Origin of the sequence: Selenomonas sp. AE3005 (assembly GCF_000686945.1) — a bacterium.
Taxonomy (GTDB): Bacteria; Bacillota; Negativicutes; order Selenomonadales; family Selenomonadaceae; genus Selenomonas_A.
In genome coordinates, this window is sequence record NZ_JMME01000001.1 from 182,920 (window position 1) to 202,599 (window position 19,680).

The 19,680-nt window shown below is 49.6% G+C and carries 20 protein-coding genes and 1 tRNA gene; 20 read left to right on the forward strand and 1 reads right to left on the reverse strand.

All coding sequences use genetic code 11. The features are described 5' to 3' along the window. The first annotated feature begins 46 nt into the window (after positions 1-46). The 7 genes from DL94_RS0100865 to DL94_RS0100900 all read left to right on the forward strand — a co-directional run bounded on the left by DL94_RS0100865 (position 47) and on the right by DL94_RS0100900 (position 7,552). Positions 47-358, forward strand: a complete 312-nt coding sequence (locus DL94_RS0100865) for a hypothetical protein (RefSeq protein WP_028128511.1) — start codon at positions 47-49, stop codon at positions 356-358. A 240-nt stretch (positions 359-598) separates the two neighbouring features. Next, on the forward strand, positions 599-2,665 hold the full coding sequence (gene recG / locus DL94_RS0100870) for an ATP-dependent DNA helicase RecG (protein ID WP_028128512.1): 2,067 nt from the start codon (positions 599-601) through the stop codon (positions 2,663-2,665). A gap of 86 nt (positions 2,666-2,751) precedes the next feature. Further along, complete coding sequence (gene dapB, locus DL94_RS0100875; RefSeq protein WP_028128513.1) at positions 2,752-3,546, forward strand: 4-hydroxy-tetrahydrodipicolinate reductase; 795 nt, start codon at positions 2,752-2,754, stop codon at positions 3,544-3,546. Between the two features lie 17 nt (positions 3,547-3,563). After that, positions 3,564-4,595 (forward strand): aspartate-semialdehyde dehydrogenase, encoded by a 1,032-nt coding sequence (locus DL94_RS0100880; protein ID WP_028128514.1) that lies wholly within the window; start codon positions 3,564-3,566, stop codon positions 4,593-4,595. 239 nt (positions 4,596-4,834) lie between these two features. After that, positions 4,835-5,260, forward strand: coding sequence for a DUF805 domain-containing protein (locus tag DL94_RS0100885; protein ID WP_028128515.1), 426 nt, complete (start codon positions 4,835-4,837; stop codon positions 5,258-5,260). Positions 5,261-5,622: 362 nt separating this feature from the next. Continuing rightward, entirely contained in the window at positions 5,623-5,775 is a 153-nt protein-coding gene (locus DL94_RS15930) for a hypothetical protein (protein ID WP_156031620.1), read from the forward strand. 151 nt (positions 5,776-5,926) lie between these two features. Then, positions 5,927-7,552: a peptide chain release factor 3 gene (locus DL94_RS0100900; protein WP_028128516.1), complete on the forward strand. Its 1,626-nt coding sequence runs from the start codon at positions 5,927-5,929 to the stop codon at positions 7,550-7,552. A gap of 53 nt (positions 7,553-7,605) precedes the next feature. Here DL94_RS0100900 and DL94_RS0100905 read toward each other — a convergent pair whose 3' ends face one another. Next, positions 7,606-8,385 carry a DUF4931 domain-containing protein gene (locus DL94_RS0100905; RefSeq protein WP_156031644.1) on the reverse strand — a complete coding sequence of 260 codons (780 nt, stop codon included), beginning with the start codon at positions 8,383-8,385 and terminating at the stop codon, positions 7,606-7,608. A gap of 282 nt (positions 8,386-8,667) precedes the next feature. Here DL94_RS0100905 and DL94_RS0100910 point away from each other — a divergent pair. The 13 genes from DL94_RS0100910 (at position 8,668) to DL94_RS0100970 (ending at position 19,518) form a co-directional block, all read left to right on the forward strand. Beyond that, a tRNA-Arg gene (locus DL94_RS0100910) sits at positions 8,668-8,742 on the forward strand. 160 nt (positions 8,743-8,902) lie between these two features. Beyond that, positions 8,903-9,283 carry a universal stress protein gene (locus tag DL94_RS0100915; protein WP_028128518.1) on the forward strand — a complete coding sequence of 127 codons (381 nt, stop codon included), beginning with the start codon at positions 8,903-8,905 and terminating at the stop codon, positions 9,281-9,283. A 109-nt stretch (positions 9,284-9,392) separates the two neighbouring features. Further along, positions 9,393-10,382, forward strand: coding sequence for a dihydroxyacetone kinase subunit DhaK (gene dhaK, locus DL94_RS0100920; protein WP_028128519.1), 990 nt, complete (start codon positions 9,393-9,395; stop codon positions 10,380-10,382). A gap of 12 nt (positions 10,383-10,394) precedes the next feature. Further along, a complete protein-coding gene (gene dhaL, locus DL94_RS0100925; RefSeq protein WP_028128520.1) occupies positions 10,395-11,018 on the forward strand; it encodes a dihydroxyacetone kinase subunit DhaL in 624 nt (207 codons plus the stop codon). 49 nt (positions 11,019-11,067) lie between these two features. Continuing rightward, positions 11,068-11,454 carry a dihydroxyacetone kinase phosphoryl donor subunit DhaM gene (dhaM, locus tag DL94_RS0100930; protein ID WP_028128521.1) on the forward strand — a complete coding sequence of 129 codons (387 nt, stop codon included), beginning with the start codon at positions 11,068-11,070 and terminating at the stop codon, positions 11,452-11,454. 13 nt (positions 11,455-11,467) lie between these two features. Further along, entirely contained in the window at positions 11,468-12,067 is a 600-nt protein-coding gene (locus DL94_RS0100935; protein WP_028128522.1) for a nitroreductase, read from the forward strand. 126 nt (positions 12,068-12,193) lie between these two features. After that, positions 12,194-13,069, forward strand: coding sequence for a UTP--glucose-1-phosphate uridylyltransferase GalU (gene galU, locus DL94_RS0100940; RefSeq protein WP_028128523.1), 876 nt, complete (start codon positions 12,194-12,196; stop codon positions 13,067-13,069). A gap of 10 nt (positions 13,070-13,079) precedes the next feature. Then, complete coding sequence (locus tag DL94_RS0100945; RefSeq protein ID WP_028128524.1) at positions 13,080-14,315, forward strand: DUF445 domain-containing protein; 1,236 nt, start codon at positions 13,080-13,082, stop codon at positions 14,313-14,315. Then, positions 14,312-15,616, forward strand: a complete 1,305-nt coding sequence (locus DL94_RS0100950) for a DUF445 domain-containing protein (protein WP_028128525.1) — start codon at positions 14,312-14,314, stop codon at positions 15,614-15,616. The genes DL94_RS0100945 and DL94_RS0100950 overlap by 4 nt, the downstream gene beginning before the upstream one ends. 134 nt (positions 15,617-15,750) lie before the next feature. Beyond that, entirely contained in the window at positions 15,751-17,100 is a 1,350-nt protein-coding gene (glmM, locus tag DL94_RS0100955) for a phosphoglucosamine mutase (protein ID WP_028128526.1), read from the forward strand. Positions 17,101-17,103: 3 nt separating this feature from the next. After that, the gene (locus DL94_RS0100960; RefSeq protein WP_028128527.1) at positions 17,104-17,880 is read left to right on the forward strand and encodes a sirohydrochlorin cobaltochelatase; all 777 of its coding nucleotides are present in this window, start codon (positions 17,104-17,106) and stop codon (positions 17,878-17,880) included. A 135-nt stretch (positions 17,881-18,015) separates the two neighbouring features. Then, a complete protein-coding gene (locus DL94_RS0100965; RefSeq protein ID WP_028128528.1) occupies positions 18,016-18,366 on the forward strand; it encodes an OadG family protein in 351 nt (116 codons plus the stop codon). 21 nt (positions 18,367-18,387) lie between these two features. Then, complete coding sequence (locus DL94_RS0100970; RefSeq protein WP_028128529.1) at positions 18,388-19,518, forward strand: sodium ion-translocating decarboxylase subunit beta; 1,131 nt, start codon at positions 18,388-18,390, stop codon at positions 19,516-19,518. The last annotated feature ends 162 nt before the right edge of the window (positions 19,519-19,680 follow it).

The window sequence follows — 19,680 nt, forward strand, 5'->3', positions numbered from 1 at the left end:
TGTTATCATAGAACATGTTGAATAAGTATTTGGAGGAATCTTTTTTTTGGAAGATTGCAGAGAACGGGTCAAGAAGATCAGCAATTCCTGGGAACCGGAATTGTGCCGTGTCTGTGCAGATATGGAGGAACGTGTCTGCATGGATATTTATCATGTCGGGGCTGCTGCCCCGGAACGTCATAAGATGACGCTGCAACGGGCGGCCGAATACATCAGCAGCATGGCTGCGGTTATGGATATCAAGAGTATGCTGCGTGACTTGGACCACATTACCATTCGCAGACTTAAGGACAGCCGCTTGATTTATCGTTTGACAGCCCGGTATGGCTACGCAGAAGAAGAATTTAAGGCCATATAACGAGGCAAGAAAATGTCCCCCACCTCAGCAGGTGGGGGCACGAATACCAAAACAGGTGGCGATCATATCTCCCGCCTCGTTGAAACGCCAAGAGGAAGTTTTGCCTATGGCAAAACTGGAACAACGGCGTTATAAGGAGAAAGCCTTCCTTTCGAGGAGGGCTTTTTCTGTATGTGCATGGCAGGAATAAAAATATTTTAAGAGAATAATTAGGCAGTATGATATTTTGGGTGTGATTTTTTGAAACTTACGGATTCATTGCAATATGTAAAAGGTGTGGGGCCAAAGAAACTGGCAGAGTTAAAACGGCTGGGACTGCAGTCTGTATATGACCTGCTTACTTATTTTCCCCGTACTTATGAGGACCAGAGTGTCCTGACACCGATAGCTGAGCTGCAGGCCGGTCAGCGGGCCACAGTGTCCGGCACCATTATGAACCTGATGGACAGGCAGGGCGGCCGTCGGGGCATGTCCATACTGACAGCGCTTATTGGTGATGGTACAGGCATGCTGCAGGTTACCTGGTTCAATCAAAAGTATCTGAAGGACAAGCTGAAGGTCGGACGCCGGGTGTTTGTCACGGGAAAGGCAGCCTATGCTTATGGCGGCCGGGGACAGTTTGCCATGAGCCAGTTAAGCGGCTTTCAGATTTTAGATGACGCTGAGGAGCCGGAACAGCTGACCGGGATTATGCCGGTTTATCATGCAACGGAAAAGATGAATCAGAAATTTTTCCGCAAGCTGCTGGCAAATCTTCTGACCGCGGATTTGGAAATTGCAGAACTATTGCCTGCAGGTGTTGTGAGCCGTTATGACCTGCTGTCACGGGCCAAAGCCTTTAAGGGGATACATTTTCCAGCTGATTTTGCGGAGTTAAAACAGGCCAGACAGCGGCTGGCCTTTGAAGAACTCTATCTTATTCAGTGCGGTCTGCTCCTGCTTAAACGGCAGGCTCGGGAAAATAGTCAGGGGATTCGTCACCTGCTGAACAGTGAGCTGGTGCGAAAATTTCAGGACAGCCTGCCCTTTAAACTGACAAGCGACCAGGCGCGAACCTGGCAGGAAATCGCGCGGGATATGGAAAGTCCGCTGCCTATGCGGCGGCTCGTGCAGGGTGACGTGGGTTCGGGCAAGACTGTTATTGCCATGCTGGCGCTGGTAAAGACTGTGGAAAACGGCTATCAGGGAGCTATGATGGCGCCTACAGAAATTTTGGCCAGCCAGCATTACGAAGGCTTTGTCCGGCAGCTGGAACCGCTGGGCATACGCGTGGGCTTTTTAACGGGGCGCTTGACGAAAAAGAAACGGGAAGAAATGTATGCAGCCATTGCGGCGCAGGAAGTGGATATCGTCATCGGCACGCATGCGCTTATACAGGAAGGCGTACAATTTGCCAAACTGGGACTGGTGGTAACGGACGAACAGCACCGTTTTGGCATTGCCCAACGGGCGGAACTGGAGAAGAAGGGCAGCCTGACACCTGATGTGCTGGTGATGACAGCTACTCCCATTCCGCGTACGATGACGCTGACGGTTTACGGCGACCTTGATGTGTCGCTGATTCAGCAGCTGCCGCCGGGACGTCAGCCTATTGCTACTTTTGTACGCAAGCCGGACCGGCGTACGCTTATTTACGACTTCGTGCATAAACAGCTCGAGGCCGGCCGTCAGGCCTATGTCGTCTGTCCGTTGATTGAGCTCAATGAGGAAAGCAATCTGCCGTCGGCAGAGGAAGTATATGATGAATTGGTGCATGGTATCTTCCGTGATATGCCCTGCGGTCTGGTGCATGGCCGCATGAAGGGGGCCGATAAGGAGCAGGTGATGCAGGACTTCTACGATAATAAGTTAAAGCTGCTGGTATCGACAACGGTTATCGAGGTCGGGGTAAATGTTCCCAATGCCAGTATTATGGTCGTCGAGAATGCCGAACGCTTTGGCCTGGCGCAGCTGCACCAGCTGCGGGGGCGTATTGGCCGTGGGCAGTATAAGTCCTACTGTATACTGGTGTCGGAAATGAAAACGGAAAATGCCCGGGAACGGCTGAAAATCATGGCTGATACGACAGATGGATTCAAACTGGCTGAGGAAGACCTGCGCCTGCGCGGCCCAGGACAGTTCTTTGGCTCCATGCAGCATGGTCTGCCGGATTTGAAAATTGCCGATGTTTTAAACGATATGGATATTCTGCTGAAGGCTCGGCAGGCCGCACAGGAAACGGTGCAGGATGCGGCGGAACGTCACGATATTCTGCCGATTCTGGCCATGCAGTACAAAGAGCAGTTTGAAAATATCACGGATACCTAATGTGTTTTCCTTAAGAACAACTTGACATAATTGATAGACATAGTATACAATAAATCTAGTTTTGATTGGCATAGGAGGCGTGCGTTTTGACAACAGTATTGGTTAATGGAGCCTGCGGCCGGATGGGGCGTGCAGTGCTCAAGGCTGTGGCTGAAGCAAAGGATTTGGAACTGGTGGGCGCCGTGGATATAACAGGCGGTGCTGATGCCGGCGAACTGGCTGGTGTCGGGGCAAATGGCGTGAAGGTGGAAACGGACCTGAAAACTGCTTTGGCCCGTTTGCAGCCGGAGGTTATGATTGACTTCACCCGTCCAGATGTGGTTTATGGTAATGTCATTACGGCTCTGCAGGCCAAGGTGTCGCCAGTGGTGGGGACAACGGGTCTCAGTGATGAACAGAAGGCTGATATCAGGAAACTGGCAGAGGAAAATGATACGCCGGCCTTTATCGCGCCGAATTTTGCCATTGGGGCAGTATTGATGATGGTCATGGCCAAACAGGCAGCAAAGTATATGCCTGAGGTGGAAATCATCGAACTGCATCATGATAAGAAATTGGATGCTCCTTCCGGTACGGCGGTGCAGACGGCAGCGATGATTGCCGAAGTGCGTGCTGCCCACAAACAGGGCCATCCCGAGGAGAAGGAAAAGCTGTCTGGTGCCCGTGGCGCTGACTATGAAGGTATGCACATTCACAGTGTGCGCCTGCCGGGATATGTTGCCCATCAGGAGGTTATCTTTGGCGGCCTGGGACAGACGCTGACCATTCGTCATGATTCACTGAATCGTGAATCCTTTATGCCCGGTGTGGTGCTGGCAGCAGAAAAGGTACGGAGCCTTAAGGGGCTCACCGTCGGTCTGGATAAGTTATTAGAGTTTTGAGAGAGGATGAAACGTTGATGAAAAAGTATAATGTGGCAATTCTGGGTGCAACGGGTGCTGTTGGACAGGAATTTTTAAATCTTATTGAAGAACGTAATTTCCCTTTTGCTGACCTCAAGATGCTGGCCTCCAAGCGCAGCGCCGGCAAGAAAATCCAGTTTATGGGCAAGGAGTACACGGTAGAGGAAGCCACCACGGAATCCTTTAAAGATGTGGATATCGCCCTGTTCGCCGGCGGCAGCGCCAGCAAGGAATTTGCTCCGGCAGCAGTTAAGGCTGGGGCCGTGGTTATTGATAACTCCAGCACCTTCCGTATGGACCCGGAAGTTCCGCTGGTAGTACCGGAAGTCAATCCCGAGGCGATTGCCCAGCATAAAGGTATCATTGCCAACCCGAACTGTTCCACTATCATCATGGTAATGGCGTTGAAACCTCTCTATGATATTGCTAAAATTAAACGCGTCGTTGTTTCGACCTATCAGGCTGTTTCCGGCGGCGGTAAAGAGGCTATGGCCGAACTGGAACAGCAGGTGCAGGATATTGTGGCCGGCAAGCCTGTAACGGCTAATATTCTGCCCGGTGCAGCTTTGAAGAAACATTATCAGATTGCCTTCAACCTGCTGCCGCAGATTGACGTCTTCAAGGAAAACCTCTACACCAAAGAGGAAATGAAGATGATTGATGAAACGAAGAAAATCATGAGTGATAATGACATGCGCATTACCGCTACGACTATCCGTGTGCCGGTGTACCGCAGCCATGCCGAATCCGTAAATATCGAATTCGTGGACGAGGTCAGTGAGGACGCAGCCCGTAAAGCGCTGGCTGCCTTCCCCGGTGTAGAAGTGGTGGATAATCCTGATGAACAGCTCTATCCGCAGCCACTGGAAACTTCCGGCAAGAACGATGTAGCTGTAGGCCGTCTGCGCAAGGATTACTCTGTGGACCATGGTCTGAACCTTTGGGTTTGCGGCGACCAGATTCGCAAGGGTGCAGCCTTAAACGCTCTGCAGATTGCTGAGTACATGATTGAAAAGGATATGCTTTAAAACATAGTTTTGTTTAGTGGTCGACGTAATAGAAAAAAGACAGTTTGTGCAGTATTTGCTGTGCAGACTGTCTTTTTCTGTTCAGATAGTTTAACAACGGGTAATTAGCTTATGAAGGCAGGAATTATGCCGGTTTTAGCGAAATTCATAAGGATAAGAAGTAAGGATACATAGATACGTTTCCATGTATCTATGGGATAAAAATTATAATTCTTGACATTGGATAAGGGGGAATTATCATGGACAAGCAAAAATATGTTCCTGACCAAACTATTTTGGAGATGTTCCTTACGGGAAAAAGCAGGTTGAATCGCTTGCGGTATTTTAAAAGAGTAATGGTTTTAGTGATTTTAATAAACCTGCTCAATTTACCTCTTGAATTTATGGGAATAGATGTTAATAATCCGCCCCTCGCTATTTGTGTATATGTGGTGATAAATTTTTCGCTGTTTCTGCTTATAGGATATCGTCTCGATGTACGGCGTCTTCATGACAGTGGGAAGGGAAAAACGCTGGCAGTTGTTTCAGTTATAGTGAATGTAGGTTCTATAATGAGTCAATATGTTTTGCTGGTTGCGGTTCTGCTTTCGTTATATATTCTTTTTGTCCCGGGGAGTAAGGGCGATAATGAATATGGTCCGGACCCCTTGGGCGATAATGAATGACCAAACACAACATCTACGGCATCACCGAAGGCGATGGCATGTACCTGGCACCCAAGGACAGGGTAGCCATCTGGTAAAGAATAGAGCAAATGTTGGTTTAATTTTTATAGCAAAAAGGTGCTGGGATATAAATGCTTTCGCATTTCATCACAGCATCTTTTTTGATTTTGACAACTACCTTCGGTAGTTGTCTGCATCTTGCTATCTTCTTTAAGAGGTGATATCCACGCTGCCCCAGAGTTCCTTTGAGGTATCAGTATTAGACGTTTTTTTTTATATCGCACTACACACTTTTTGCATTCGGGTATATAAAGAACAGAACGCAAGACAACAACACTCAAAGATGTGAGGAGGAAAAGAAAATGGATAAGAAATTCATGAACAAGATGGACAATATGGCACTGGATAAGGTGGCTGGAGGTAAGCGGTACGTTTATCCTACTGATGATCGTCGTCCGAATCGTCCGATTAAAACGTGGCATATAGAACGCAAACAAGTCATACGTTATAGATAAAAATTGGTTAAAAAGAGAGCACAGGGTGCTCTCTTTTATTGTATTCCGTTCTTATTTTATGGTAAAATGGATATTATGTGAGTTTCACGGTACTTTCAAACGGAAAAACATATGTTTGTATCAATTTTATAGTACAATTGGAGGATTTGCTTTGTCAGCTTTAAGCGCAGAACTTAATAAGGAAATTGAAAAGCGCCGTACCTTTGCCATCATCTCTCACCCTGATGCTGGTAAGACGACGCTTACGGAAAAACTTTTGCTTTATGGTGGGGCTATCCATCTGGCTGGTTCCATTAAGTCCCGTAAGACACAGCGTCATGCGGTTTCTGACTGGATGGAAATCGAAAAGCAGCGTGGTATCTCTGTTACCTCGTCGGTATTGCAGTTTGATTATGACGGTTATCGTATCAACATTCTTGATACCCCGGGGCATCAGGACTTCAGTGAAGATACTTACCGCACTTTGATGGCTGTGGACAGTGCTGTCATGGTAATTGACGTGGCTAAAGGTGTCGAGGCGCAGACGAAAAAACTCTTCAAGGTTTGTAAGCAGCGCGGTATTCCTATCTTTACCTTTGTCAACAAGCTCGACCACTTTGGTAAGGCGCCGATTGATTTAATGGATGAAATTGAAACCGTGCTGGGCATTCGCTCGTATCCGATGAACTGGCCTATTGGCCAGGATGGCCAGTATATGGGTGTATATGACCGCCGCAATGACAAGGTGCTGCTTTTTGCGGCTGATACGTCTCATGGTCAGGAGGCCCGTATTGCTGATTTTTATGAACCGGATGACCCGGAAGTTGTGGCCCGTGTAGGCGAAGATGTGTGGCAGGCCCTGCAGGACGATTTGGAACTTCTGAACGAGGCCGGGGAAGACTTTGACATGTCAAAGGTAAACAGCGGTGAACTGACGCCGATGTTCTTCGGTTCAGCTATGACCAACTTCGGCGTACAGGACTTCCTGGAAGGTTATATCCGCATGGCACCGACGCCGCAGCCGCGTAAGTCCTCTGAGGGGCTGATTGCTGCTGATGATGAGAAGTTCTCCGGTTTTGTCTTTAAGATTCAGGCCAATATGAACCCGGCACATCGTGACCGTCTGGCCTTTATCCGTATTTGTTCCGGCAAATTCGAGCGCAATATGGAAGTCTGGCATGAACGGACGGGCAAGATGCTGAAACTGGCCCAGCCGCAGCAGTTCCTGGCGCAGGACAGACAGATTATCGATACGGCTTATCCCGGCGATATTGTAGGTTTGTTCGACCCTGGCGTGTTCGGTATCGGCGATACGGTCTGTGATGCCAGCCATAAGTTCAAGTATGCGGATTTCCCGGTGTTCCCACCGGAAAAATTTGCCCGTGTGCAGGCCAAAGATACCATGAAACGCAAGCAGTTCGTTAAAGGTATCGAGCAGCTGACGCAGGAAGGGGCTATTCAGCTCTTCCAGCAGGCTGGTGCTGGTACGGAATCCTATATCGTCGGCACGGTAGGCACCCTGCAGTTTGAGGTGCTGGAATATCGCTTGAAGAACGAATACAATGTAGATATCGAAATGAATATGCAGCCCTATGAAGTGGCCCGCTGGATGGCCTTTGAGGACGGTCATGAGGTGACGCCGGCAGAACTCAAAGGTGCTGACCGTGGCATGTTCGTTTATGACCGCCATAACAATCCCGTATTGCTCGTGAATAACGAGTGGGCGCTGGGCTGGATTACGGACAACAATCCGGAACTCTTGCTTAATCATGTGCCCTTTGACAAAAAAGAGGCCTAAAAAATATGACCTGACATGTTCAAGTTGACGTGTCAGGTCATTTTTAGGTTGTATCATTCGTTGTCAAAATAAAGCTGCCTGATTTCAGCGGCCATATCAGGGATATTGGTGGGGCGTACATGGACGCCGTAGCCGACAAAGAGCGGCGGCGTGGCAAAGCGGGGCATGATTTTTATATAAACCCTGCCTTGCAGCTGGTAGAAGAAGAGATTGTAGCTTTGCACCCGTCCCTGATGAAAATGACGTGTCAAAAAACTGGTGCCGGTCTGAATAAAATGGGCCATGGCAGCAATGGCCGCAGGTGTATTGATATCCGCTGGAACAATATTTAATTCCCAAAAGCCGATACGGGGCGTCGTGGCAATATTGAATTCCACATTGCCTGCACGGGTGATAAGCTCGCCGGCAAATTCTTCCGGCAGGACGGCCAGTGGCTGGGCCAGTTCAGGAAAGGCCACAAGCTGCATATGGGGGTGACGGATAGTACCGCCGGAAAGCGGGCCGTAATTTTTAAAGAACAACACATCAGCGTAGCGTCCTGAGTTCAGCATTTTTTGCCAATGGTGCAGGCCAAAACGCAACAGCCGCTGCATGTGTTCGGGCGTATAGTCCGGTATATCACTCTGGCATTTATCCGTTTCAATCAGCACGAACTGGTCTGTGCCGGACAGGACATTGTATTTATTGCGCAGGAGGATGATGGGCCCGTCGGCAGCTATGATGTCAGTGAGCTCAGCAGTATGGCAAAAAGGACAGTAATTATCCGGATGACGAATGGTTTCCGGCTTTTGCCTGCCAATTTGCATATTGAAATCAATAAGGTTGTAGGGCAGATTCATAAATATCCCTCCTGAGGGAGAATTGATGTTAGTCCCATTATAACGCCGTTGTTCCAGTTTTGCCATAGGCAAAACTTCCTCTTGGCGTTTCAACGAGGCGGGAGATATGCTCGCCACCTGTTTTGGTATTCGTGCCCCCACCTGCTGAGGTGGGGGACATTTTCTTGCCTCGTTATAACGCCGTTGTTTTGTTTTTGCCATGCGTAATTTTATAAAATTCGGTCATAGAGTTGACAGGAATCGTTGATTTATGCTATTATATTCATCGTCGATAAAGCGCTCGTAGTCCAGTGGATAGGACGTTAGCCTCCGGAGCTGAAAGCGGCAGTTCGACTCTGCCCGAGCGCACCACTTGTAAATGACTTCCCCGTCAAAGTGCAAAACTTTGATGGGGATTTTTTGTTTAAATATAATTGTCTTAAATAATTTTCCTTGATAAAGCAGGATTTAATCACGGGTTTAACGAAATAATAAGCATATAATGGAGATAAACTCGTGGGGAGGTTTTATTATGGGGAAAATTCAAAAAATCCTCGTGCCTGTTGACGGTTCCGTTAATGGCTGTAAAGCTGTAGACGAAGCTATTTTCCTGGCAGAAAAATGCAAAGCTGATTTGGATTTTGTCTATGTGTCCAGTAATATCAACAAGGATATTCCCAGTCATATTGTCTTTGACCGCATTTGGGAAAAGATTCCGCAGGAGCTGCGGGCGGCCAAACATGTGGAAACGGGCAGTATTCATAAGGCTATCATTCGTGTGGCCGCCCAGGAACACAGTGATATGATAATCATGGGCAGCCGGGGCTTAGGGCTCTTCAAGGGAGCGCTTATCGGCAGTGTCAGTCAAAAAGTCATTGAAGAATCACCGATTCCTGTAATGGTGATTAAATAAGCTTAACTGACAGACAGTTTTCCTTGGGGAAAGCTGTCTGTTGTTGTGTATAACGAGGCAAGCTGAAATAATGCCAGCATCATTGGCCGGCAAGGGAGGATTTTGGGCAATGAAGAAACTTATCAATGCGGTGGACTCAGTTGAGGAACAGATGGTACTGGGGCTGGTAAAATCTGCGCCGCATAAACTGCGCAAACTGGACGATGGCAATATTATTGTCCGCGCTGTCAAAAAAGAAGGCAAGGTAGCGCTCGTCAGTGGTGGCGGCAGCGGTCATGAGCCGGCGCATGGCGGTTTTGTTGGTGAAGGTATGCTGGATTGTGCCGTAGCCGGGCCGGTGTTCACTTCTCCTACCCCTGATAAGATATTGGCCGGTATTCAGTCTGTGGCCGCTGATAAGGGCGTTCTGTGCATTGTCAAGAATTATGCCGGTGATGTGATGAATTTTGAAATGGCTGTCGATATGGCCAATGATGAGGGGCTGGAGGCTGACTATGTTGTAGTCAATGATGATGTGGCGGTGAAAGACAGTCTGTACACCACGGGACGCCGCGGCGTGGCCGGAACTGTACTGGTACATAAGATTGCCGGTGCCAAAGCTGAACAGGGGGCCAGCCTGGCGGAAGTAAAGGCGGTGGCAGAAAAGGTTATTGATAGCGTCCGTACCATGGGCATGGCTGTTTCTCCCTGTACCGTTCCGTCTGTAGGCAAACCCGGCTTTGAACTGGCTGACGACGAGGTGGAAATCGGCATTGGCATTCATGGCGAGCCGGGAATAAAACGTGAAAAAATCAGCAGTGCTGCGGCTGTCGCACAAAAGCTGCTGGATAAAATACTGGCTGACCTGGACTTCAGGGGCCAGGAAGTTGTGGTAATGGTAAATGGCATGGGCGCAACGCCGCTGATGGAACTTTATATCATTAACAACTTTGTGCAGGATTATCTTAAAGAGCAGGGCGTTAAGGTCTATGACACCATGGTGGGCAATTATATGACCTCCATTGAAATGGCCGGTTTCTCCTTGACACTGCTGCGCTTGGATGATGAAATGAAAGCGCTTTACGATGCCAAAGCAGATACACTGGCTTTAAAACGCTAAGGAGATGTAAGGATGTTAGACACAGCAAAAATTGTAGAAATTATTCGGGCTATGGCGGCACGGATAGAGTCGGAGAAGGATTTTTTAACGCAGCTTGACAATGAAATCGGTGATGGCGACCACGGCACAAACATGGCACGCGGCTTTAAAGCTGTGGCGGAAAAACTGCCGGAGCTCTCTGGTGGTGATGCCGGAGCTATCTTAAAAGGTGTTGGCATGCAGCTGGTGTCCAATGTGGGCGGAGCCTCCGGGCCGCTTTATGGCACGGCTTTTATGAAGGCTGGTAATGTCTTAAACGGCAAGGACAAAATTGGGGCGCAGGATTTTGCACAGGCCCTGGCGGCGGCGATTGGCGGCATAGAAATGCGTGGCAAGTCCACAGAGGGCGAAAAGACCATGCTGGATGCCCTGTGTCCTGCTTATAAAGCCCTGCAGGAAAAGCTGGCTGCTGGTGCTGATTTAAAGGCTGCTATGGGAGCGGCGGTTGAGGCGGCGCAAAAAGGTGTAGAATATACAAAGACTATTGTTGCTGCCAAAGGCCGGGCCAGTTATTTGGGGGAACGCAGCCTCGGACATCAGGACCCTGGGGCGACATCTTCACTATATATGCTGCAGGAAATATTCAAGTGTTTGTAGGAAAATTATTAAGGCTTTAAGTTCCTAAGGTTCTCGTGGGGTGAGAAAATTGGTAGGTATAGTAATCGTTTCGCATAGCGAAAAGTTAGCTGCAGGTGTAGTGGAAATAGCCAAAATGATGGCGCCGGACGCGCCGATTGCCGCTGCCGGCGGTATGGAGGATGGCACACTGGGGACAAGCTACGGCAAGATAAGTGCTGCCGTTGATGAAGTTTATTCCGCTGACGGGGTGGCGGTGCTTATGGATATGGGCAGTGCCGTTATGACCACGGAAATTGTCATCGAAGATATGGGTGACCGTAAGGTGACCATGCTTGATTGTCCGCTGGTGGAAGGCGCGGTGCTGGCAGCTGTAGAGTCGACCGGGGGCATAACCCTGGAAGGACTGGCGGAAAAAATCAAAGAGGCTTATAATGTGAGGAAATTTCCAGAATAAAGGTGGGGGACAAATGGAAAAAGATGCGCTGAATATCATTGCTACGCGGCATAGCACCCGTAAATTCAAACCGGATATGGTGGCGGAAAGCCTGCTCGACCAAGTTATTGAGGCTGGCCGCAGGGCACCCAGTGGCAAGAGTAAAAATCAGAACCATTTTTTGGTGATACGTGACCAGGCTATACTGGCTAAACTGGTGGAACTTGTGCAGAGTGAATTCGCCAAAATGGAAATCACCCCGGAAAATGAGGCTAATATTGGCGGCGCTATAAAACTCTCGAAGAAGGGAAATTATGTCTTTAAGTATAATGCGCCGGTGCTGATTGTAGTGGCCAATCAGGAAAACTATGGCAACAACATGGCAGATGTATCCTGTGCGCTGGAAAATATGCTGCTGGCTGCTAATGCTTTGGACCTCGGCGCCTGCTGGATAAATCAGCTGCGCTGGCTTAATGACAATCCTGTGCTGCAGGCTTATTTGCAGGAGCTGGGCTTAAAAGAGGGCGAACGGGTATATGGCTCTGTAAGCCTGGGGTATCCTGATACACCCGATGGTCTGCCGAATAGAAATATAACGTCCATTAAAGGCAATGAAGTGACTTATATAGGCTAAAATGGCGCAATCCGAGCGTGGGCAGGCCTCACGCTCATTTTCATGTACGCATGGGGTGGCAGAAGAATGCGGAAATATGTATAATAGGTAAGGACGATAAATACAAGCAGTAAGGGGATTATCATAATGCAGAAGATAAGAAAAGCAGTTATTCCGGCTGCCGGTTACGGCACGCGTTTTTTACCGGCGACGAAGGCGACGCCTAAGGAAATGCTGCCGATTGTGGATAAACCGACGATTCAGTATATCGTTGAGGAGGCTAAGGCCAGCGGTATTGAAGATATTCTTATCATCAGCGGTCATGGCAAGCGGGCCATTGAGGACCATTTTGACAGTGCCCCGGCGCTGGAAATGGAACTGCAGGCCAAGGGCAAGACTGATTTATTAAAAATCGTACAGGAAACTGCAGATATTAACATCCATTATATCCGCCAGCGTTATATGCGCGGCCTGGGTGATGCTATTCTCTGTGCCCGGGCGTTTATGGGGGATGAGCCGTTTGCGGTGCTGCTGGGTGATGATGTGGTTTATAATCCGGATAAACCGGCCCTTGCTCAGCTTATTGATATATATGAGGCCACGGGCGGTTCTGTCCTGGGGTGTCAAAATGTTCCTGAGGAGAAGGTTTCTGCCTATGGTATTGTAGCCGGCAAGGAAACAGATAACAGCCGTCTGATGCGCGTTTCTGATATGGTGGAAAAACCTGCCAGGGAAGAGGCGCCCAGCCGTATGGCAGTATTGGGGCGCTACATTATCAAGCCCCAGATATTTGACATACTGACGCAGACCAAGCCGGGCAAGGGCGGCGAAATTCAGCTTACCGACGCTCTTAAAGAATTGGCCCGTCAGGATGCTGTGTATGCTTATGACTTTATCGGTCAGCGTTATGATGTCGGCGACAAACTGGGCTTTTTGAAGGCGACGGTGGAATTCGCTCTGCGCCGAGAAGATTTGGGCGCTGACTTTAAGGCGTATTTAAAGGAGATTGTGACGAGAATCTGAGGTGTAATTCTTGCAGAAGAAAAATAAAGCCAATTTGGCCTTAGGGATAAGTGCAGCAGGATTTCTCGGGACCATGGGCATAAATGCCGGCTTTTGGGGCGGCATGGTTCATCATGGTTTTTTGGCGGCGACGATTGGCGGTCTGGCAGATTGGTTTGCCGTGACCGCCATTTTTCATCGTCCTCTGGGGATTTCCTATCGTACCGATATCCTGCGGCGTAACCGTGCGCGTATTATGGACGCTCTGGTGACCTTTGCCAGTGAAGACCTGCTGAGTACGGAAAACATCATGGGCGTAATTGAACGGCAGAATGCCGCGCAGCTCCTGGCCGATTATTTTCTTCACCGCGGTGGTCGTAAGCGTGTGCATGAGGTGGTTCAGGCTGTAATGCTGAAATCTGTCAACGATATGGACACCAAACGCATTGCTGGCGAACTTGCGCCGGCTATCAAGGAAGGGCTCCAGTCGCTGGCTGTAGAGGATATTTTGCCGGAAATATTGCGGCTGCTGGCGCAGAAACGTCATACGGACAGGCTGCTCGCCAGTCTGGTGTCCATTGGCAGGCAGGTTATTGAGTCGCCGGCGTTAAAGGCTGCCCTTTTGGAACATATCCGTATCCTGCGGGAAAGTTACGAAAAGGATTCGGCCGGACGTGCCTTTGTGCTCGCCTCCATGGGAATTACGGATGAAAAGATTTTGTCCCTGCTGACGGAACGCATTGAGGCGCGGCTGGATAGTCTGCAGGCTGCCGGTGTTAATGCGGGCAGTGAATTACAGGCCGGACTGACAGCGATGTTATTAAATCTCAGCCAGGACGAGCGCCTGCGTGATTTACTGAAGGACCGCAAAGAGCAGCTGCTGGATAATATCGACCTGGCCGGTGGCTTGTCGCGCTGGCTGGAACATAACATACAGGGGGATAACCCTTTTTGGCTGCCACAGCTGGAGGCATATACGGACAGCCGAATTGATGAATTTATCAGTTCGGCGTCGCAACAGGAACAATTTGACCAGGCTATAAAGAAAATCCTGCGCGGTGAACTGAATAAGCATCATGTTCTGATTAAGGGAATTATCAAGGAACGGCTGAATGAGTTTTCCGATGATGAACTCGTGGCCTTTGTGGAAGGCAAGGTTCAGGACGATTTGCAGATGATTCGCATAAACGGCTCACTGGTGGGCGCCTTGGTGGGCATGGGCTTATACCTGCTGATGGCCTTGGCTGAAAGGATGTGGGGCTTATGAGCAATGGTTTTAACAAAGCAGATAAAACACTGCTGATAGTTTTTATTTTGTTTCTGGGCACCATGTTCCTGCATTTATGCTATCCCCATAGTTTGGCTGTTGATGGCCTGCTCTTTGCCAGTGAGGCGGCGCTGGTGGGCGGCATTGCGGACTGGTTCGCCGTTACGGCCCTGTTTAGAAAGCCGCTGGGCTTTCCCTATCATACAGCGATTCTGCCGCGGCGCCGTGACGCTTTTATCAAGGCGTCAACCTTTTTGGTGCAGCAGGAGTTCTTTTCCCGGCGCAAGATTTTTAATCACCTGGAGCGCCTGCATATCATGCCGATGGTCATGAACTGGCTGAAAAAGCCGGCTACCAGTGCGCAGCTCACCTCTAAACTGGTGGATTATGTCAGGGATTTTCTTCTGCATCAGAATACGGAGCAGCAAGCCCGTGTGCTGGCAGAAAAAGTGCGCGAGTCGCTGGCACGGGTAGAGCCGGAGGACTTTTTTGCCATGTGGGGCGGCTGGCTCAGAAAAACCGGCAAGGATAAGGATTTTGTCATGCGTGTTGCCGGTTACTGGCAGCAGCAGGCTCAGGGGGATGAGGCGCGCAAGCAGATTCAGCAGATGCTGGAGGCTTACGAAGAAGAAAAAATCGGCGAAAATCCCCTGGCCAGATTGATGGCCGGTTTTGCCCAGGCCATTGACCTCATAAATTATGAGGAGGCGGCGGCGCTTATTCAGCAGCAGCTGCTGGTCATGCTGCAGGAACTCGGAACCCGTGATTCGCAGCTGCAGCAGGATATTCTGCACCTGTTTTATGAAAAGGCTGAAGTGCTGAATCAGGACGCACAATTTCATCAGCTGACGCATGAACTGAAGGACAGCCTGCTGCGTGATTTGCCTGTGGAATCAGCCATCAGGCAGATGCTGGCCCATTTGCAGCAGCATTTTCTCGAGGACCAGGCCCGGGAGGTTGACCCACTGGCCGAACACATGCCGGCTTTGCGCAGCCGCCTGGAAGAGCTGATTGGCGAGGAATATGAACGCACCTTGCGGCTGTTGGAACGTGATGAAAACCTGCGTGCTATTTTAGGCAGTTTTCTTTATGATGTGATTGCCCGGACGGCCCTGCATGCGCAGGCGCTTATCGGCGTAATCGTCAGGGACGTTCTGCTCAGGCTTACTGATGAGCAGCTCAATCATCTCGTTTATGATAAGGTTGAACCTGACCTCTTGTGGATTCGCATGAATGGCTCCATTGTGGGGGCAGGCATAGGTCTGATTATGTTTGTGCTGCTGCATATTGCCGGCGTATAAAGAATGCCGTAATTATCTGCTGGGGCAGTGGCGGAAACGTGGATTTTTACCCGTAAATATGCTAAGATATTTAACGTGATACTCAAAAAACGGAAACAGCGGCACAGCCGCTTATCTAGGAGGATATTATTATTATGGCAAGATTATTTGGTACTGATGGTGTTCGCGGTGAGGCAAATGTAAGCCTGACACCGGAGTTGGCTTATCGTCTGGGCCGTGCGGCTACGATTTATTTTGGCCGTGATACGGAAGAACAGCCGTTGATTCTCATTGGCCGTGATACGCGTCTGTCCGGTGAAATGTTTGAGGCTGCTTTGACGGCTGGTATCTGTTCTGCGGGCGGCCGGGCAATGCTGGCTGGTGTCATTCCTACGCCGGCTATCGCTTATCTGGCACGTCGTCATAAGGCTAAAGCTGGTATCGTTATTTCGGCATCCCATAATCCGTTCCATGATAACGGTATTAAGTTCTTCGGTGGTGACGGCTACAAACTGCCGGACGCTGTCGAAGATGAGCTGGAGGCTATTGTACACAAGCTCGAAGAAAACGATGATATGGCCCGTCCGACTGGTGAGCACATCGGCCATATCGAGTATCGTACGGACTTGCTCAATCAGTACATTGAATTTGTTATCAGCACCTGTCAGGAACGTTTTGACGGCATGAAGGTTGTTCTGGACTGCTCCAATGGTGCAGCTTACCAGGTTATGCCGAAGGTGCTGCGTGAACTGGGGGCCAAGGTTAAGGTTATTCATGCTCTGCCCAATGGTGTTAATATCAACGATAAATGTGGTTCTACCCACATGGAATCCCTGCAGAAGGCTGTTGTCGAAAACAATGCTGACTTTGGTATTGCGCATGATGGTGACGCTGACCGCTGCCTGTGCGTTGACGAGAAGGGGCAGATTATCGATGGCGACCACATTCTCGTAATGTGCGCCCAGGATATGATGAAGAAGGGCACGCTGCCGCATAATACGGTTGTGTCCACTGTTATGGCTAACATCGGTTTCCACAAAGCCATCAAAGAGGCTGGCGGCCGCGTAGAAGTTACCCAGGTGGGTGACCGCTACGTGCTGGAAAATATGTTAAAGAGCGGCTATAAGATTGGCGGCGAGCAGTCCGGTCACATCATCTTCACGGACTACAGCACGACGGGTGATGGTCCTATCACGGCTTTGCAGGTACTGGCCTCGCTGAAACGCAGCGGCCGCAAGGCATCGGAACTGACGGCGCTGATGACTACTTATCCGCAGCTGCTGGTCAACGTCCGTGTAGCGACCAAGGAAGGCTGGGAAGATAACAAGGCCATTGCCGAGGCTATTGCCAAGGGTGAGGCTGAACTGGGCAATGACGGCCGTATTCTGGTGCGTCCGTCCGGTACGGAACCGCTGATTCGCGTTATGGCTGAAGGCCCGGACCAGGCACAGCTTGAAACCATCTGCAACGCCATCGCTGATGTAGTCAAAAAAGAGCAGGGCTGATATATGAAACAGGCAATATTGTTTGCAAGTTTCGGTGTTGTAAATGCTGCTGCCCGGACTGCCTGTATCGATGCGGCAGCCGCGCAGATTGCTAAGGCTTTTCCTGCTTATGAGGTACGTCAGGCTTATACCTCGGTATTTATAAAAAAGAAACTGGCTGAGCAGGGGATTCAGGTGGATTCCCTGCCTGAGGCTTTGTCTAAACTGCAGGCAGACGGATTTTCCCGTGTTATCATTCAGCCGGGATATCTGACGGCTGGAGAAGAATACGAGAAAAAAGTATTAGCCGTGATGGAGGCACAGCGGCAAAATTTTGCTGAGCTGATTATCTCCCGGCCGCTAATGCAGCAAAGTAAAGATTGTCAGGATATGCTTATGGTGCTGCAGCAGATTTTTTCCCTGGAAAATGGTGAAGAACTGGTGCTGGTGGGCCATGGCTCACCGCATCAGCACAATCCAGCTTATGAAAATCTGCAGGCGGCGGCTGATGAAAATAACCTGCCGATTCATATCGGAGTTATTGAGCCGACGGATACACCGGATTATGCGGCCGTGCTGGCGAGGTTACAAAAGTGCAATAGCAAAAAACTGTTGCTGGCGCCGTTATTGCTTTCCGGGGGAGCGCATGTCAATGAAGATATCGCCGGCCCGGAGCCGGAGTCCTGGCTGAGCCGTTTACAGGCGGAGGGATTTGTTGTCCGCACCAGTCTTAAAGGTCTGGGAGAATATCCTGCATTCCAAAAACTTTACGTACAGCGTATACAGGAACTGGTGTTATAAAATTTAGTAAATAACCTATATTTATAAATTATATTCGCATAAAGTATTTTTATTTTTATAAATATGGGGTATAATAACCTAGTATGAGTGTCTATAATAGGCAAGGGATGCCTAAAAGATGAATGAGGTGAGTACATGTCACATCCAGTAACAACTAACCCGTTGATTATTATGTTAATCAACATGACCGTTGTGTTCTTGGTGCTTATGGCTCTAGGCGTGGTCATCAATTTGATTCATTACATTGACCCGACGAAACCCAAAACTGCACCCAAGGAAGAAGCTCCGGCGGCACCTGCCCCAGTGGCTGAACCTGAATCGGCAGCGGCTGCACCTGTGGAAGAGGGGATTTCTCCCGAGGTCGTCGCCGTTATAGCCGCCGCTGTGGCCAGCATGGGCTGTGCCGGAACGGTTAAGGCTATTCGTCCGGTAGAACGTAACAACTGGAAAAATTCCGGCCGCAATGCAATTCAGGGCCGGGGTTAAAGCAGGGAAGGAGGAATTATTATGGAATTATTACAAGCATTTGGCGTTTCCCTGCAGGCCGTTTGGGCGGACAGTGGTTTTTCCGCTTTTACCATGGGCAATGGCATTATGATTCTTGTCGGCCTTGTCCTGCTGTACATGGCCATCGTTAAGGAATTTGAACCGCTGCTCTTAGGTCCTATCGCCTTCGGCTGCGTACTGGCAAATTTCCCGCGCACGGGATTCTTTACTGAACCTGGACTTATGCAGGCTATTCATTTTGGTATTGAAAATGAAATTTTTCCGCCGCTTATTTTCCTGGGCATTGGTGCAATGACGGACTTTGGTCCGTTGCTGGCGCGTCCGGTCACCCTGCTTTTGGGTGCGGCTGCCCAGATTGGTGTGTTCGTAGCGCTGGTTGGTGCTATGATGTTAGGCTTTACGGTACAGGAAGCTGGTGCTATTGGCATCATCGGTGGTGCTGACGGCCCGACGGCTATCTATCTGTCCATTCAGATGGCACCGCATCTGCTTGGTGCTATTGCCGTAGCTGCTTACTCTTACATGTCTTTGGTGCCGCTGATTCAGCCGCCGGTTATGAAACTTCTGACCACGCAGAAAGAGCGTGAAGTGGCTATGGAACAGCTCCGCCCGGTTACGAAATTCGAGCGCGTTTGTTTCCCCATTGTGGCAGCTATCATCATCAGTCTGCTGTTGCCGCCGATTGCCTCGCTGCTCGGCTGTCTGATGCTCGGTAATCTGTTCCGTGAATCCGGTGTTATGGATCGTCTTTCCGATACGGCACAGAATTCCCTGTGCAACATTGTTACGATTTTCTTGGCTACTGGTACTGGTATGACCATGAATGCTGACGACTTCCTGCAGCCGGCAACGCTGCTGATTATCGGCTTGGGCTTGGTGGCCTTTATTGCTGGTACGGCTGGCGGCGTTATCTTCGGCAAAATCATGTGCCGTGTATCCGGCTGGAAAATCAATCCGCTTATTGGCTCTGCCGGTGTATCCGCTGTGCCGATGGCTGCCCGTGTCAGCCAGGTCGTGGGCATGAAGGCCAAACCGGGCAACTACCTGCTCATGCATGCTATGGGCCCGAATGTGGCAGGCGTTATTGGTACGGCCGTAGCTGCTGGTACCATGTTGGCTATGCTCAAATAATTATGGATAAATAATAACAATTAAGTCAAAAACAGGCAAACCGCCGTCAAGTCTTACTTGACGGCGGTTTCTTTTCGTGCTAACATAAAACTTGTGGTATAATTGCAACATAGTAGTATGATAATCTATGATTATAATTCATGGTTTTGATAACTTGTTGTT

Excerpts from the sequence above, each read along its gene's own strand:
- DL94_RS0100880 (WP_028128514.1), top strand. The coding sequence starts at position 3,564 with ATGAAAAAGTATAATGTGGCAATTCTGGGTGCAACGGGTGCTGTTGGA.
- DL94_RS0100885 (WP_028128515.1), top strand. The coding sequence starts at position 4,835 with ATGGACAAGCAAAAATATGTTCCTGACCAAACTATTTTGGAGATGTTC.
- DL94_RS15930 (WP_156031620.1), top strand. The coding sequence starts at position 5,623 with ATGGATAAGAAATTCATGAACAAGATGGACAATATGGCACTGGATAAG.
- DL94_RS0100915 (WP_028128518.1), top strand. The coding sequence starts at position 8,903 with ATGGGGAAAATTCAAAAAATCCTCGTGCCTGTTGACGGTTCCGTTAAT.
- dhaK (WP_028128519.1), top strand. The coding sequence starts at position 9,393 with ATGAAGAAACTTATCAATGCGGTGGACTCAGTTGAGGAACAGATGGTA.
- dhaL (WP_028128520.1), top strand. The coding sequence starts at position 10,395 with ATGTTAGACACAGCAAAAATTGTAGAAATTATTCGGGCTATGGCGGCA.
- DL94_RS0100935 (WP_028128522.1), top strand. The coding sequence starts at position 11,468 with ATGGAAAAAGATGCGCTGAATATCATTGCTACGCGGCATAGCACCCGT.
- galU (WP_028128523.1), top strand. The coding sequence starts at position 12,194 with ATGCAGAAGATAAGAAAAGCAGTTATTCCGGCTGCCGGTTACGGCACG.
- DL94_RS0100950 (WP_028128525.1), top strand. The coding sequence starts at position 14,312 with ATGAGCAATGGTTTTAACAAAGCAGATAAAACACTGCTGATAGTTTTT.
- glmM (WP_028128526.1), top strand. The coding sequence starts at position 15,751 with ATGGCAAGATTATTTGGTACTGATGGTGTTCGCGGTGAGGCAAATGTA.
- DL94_RS0100960 (WP_028128527.1), top strand. The coding sequence starts at position 17,104 with ATGAAACAGGCAATATTGTTTGCAAGTTTCGGTGTTGTAAATGCTGCT.
- DL94_RS0100965 (WP_028128528.1), top strand. The coding sequence starts at position 18,016 with ATGTCACATCCAGTAACAACTAACCCGTTGATTATTATGTTAATCAAC.
- DL94_RS0100970 (WP_028128529.1), top strand. The coding sequence starts at position 18,388 with ATGGAATTATTACAAGCATTTGGCGTTTCCCTGCAGGCCGTTTGGGCG.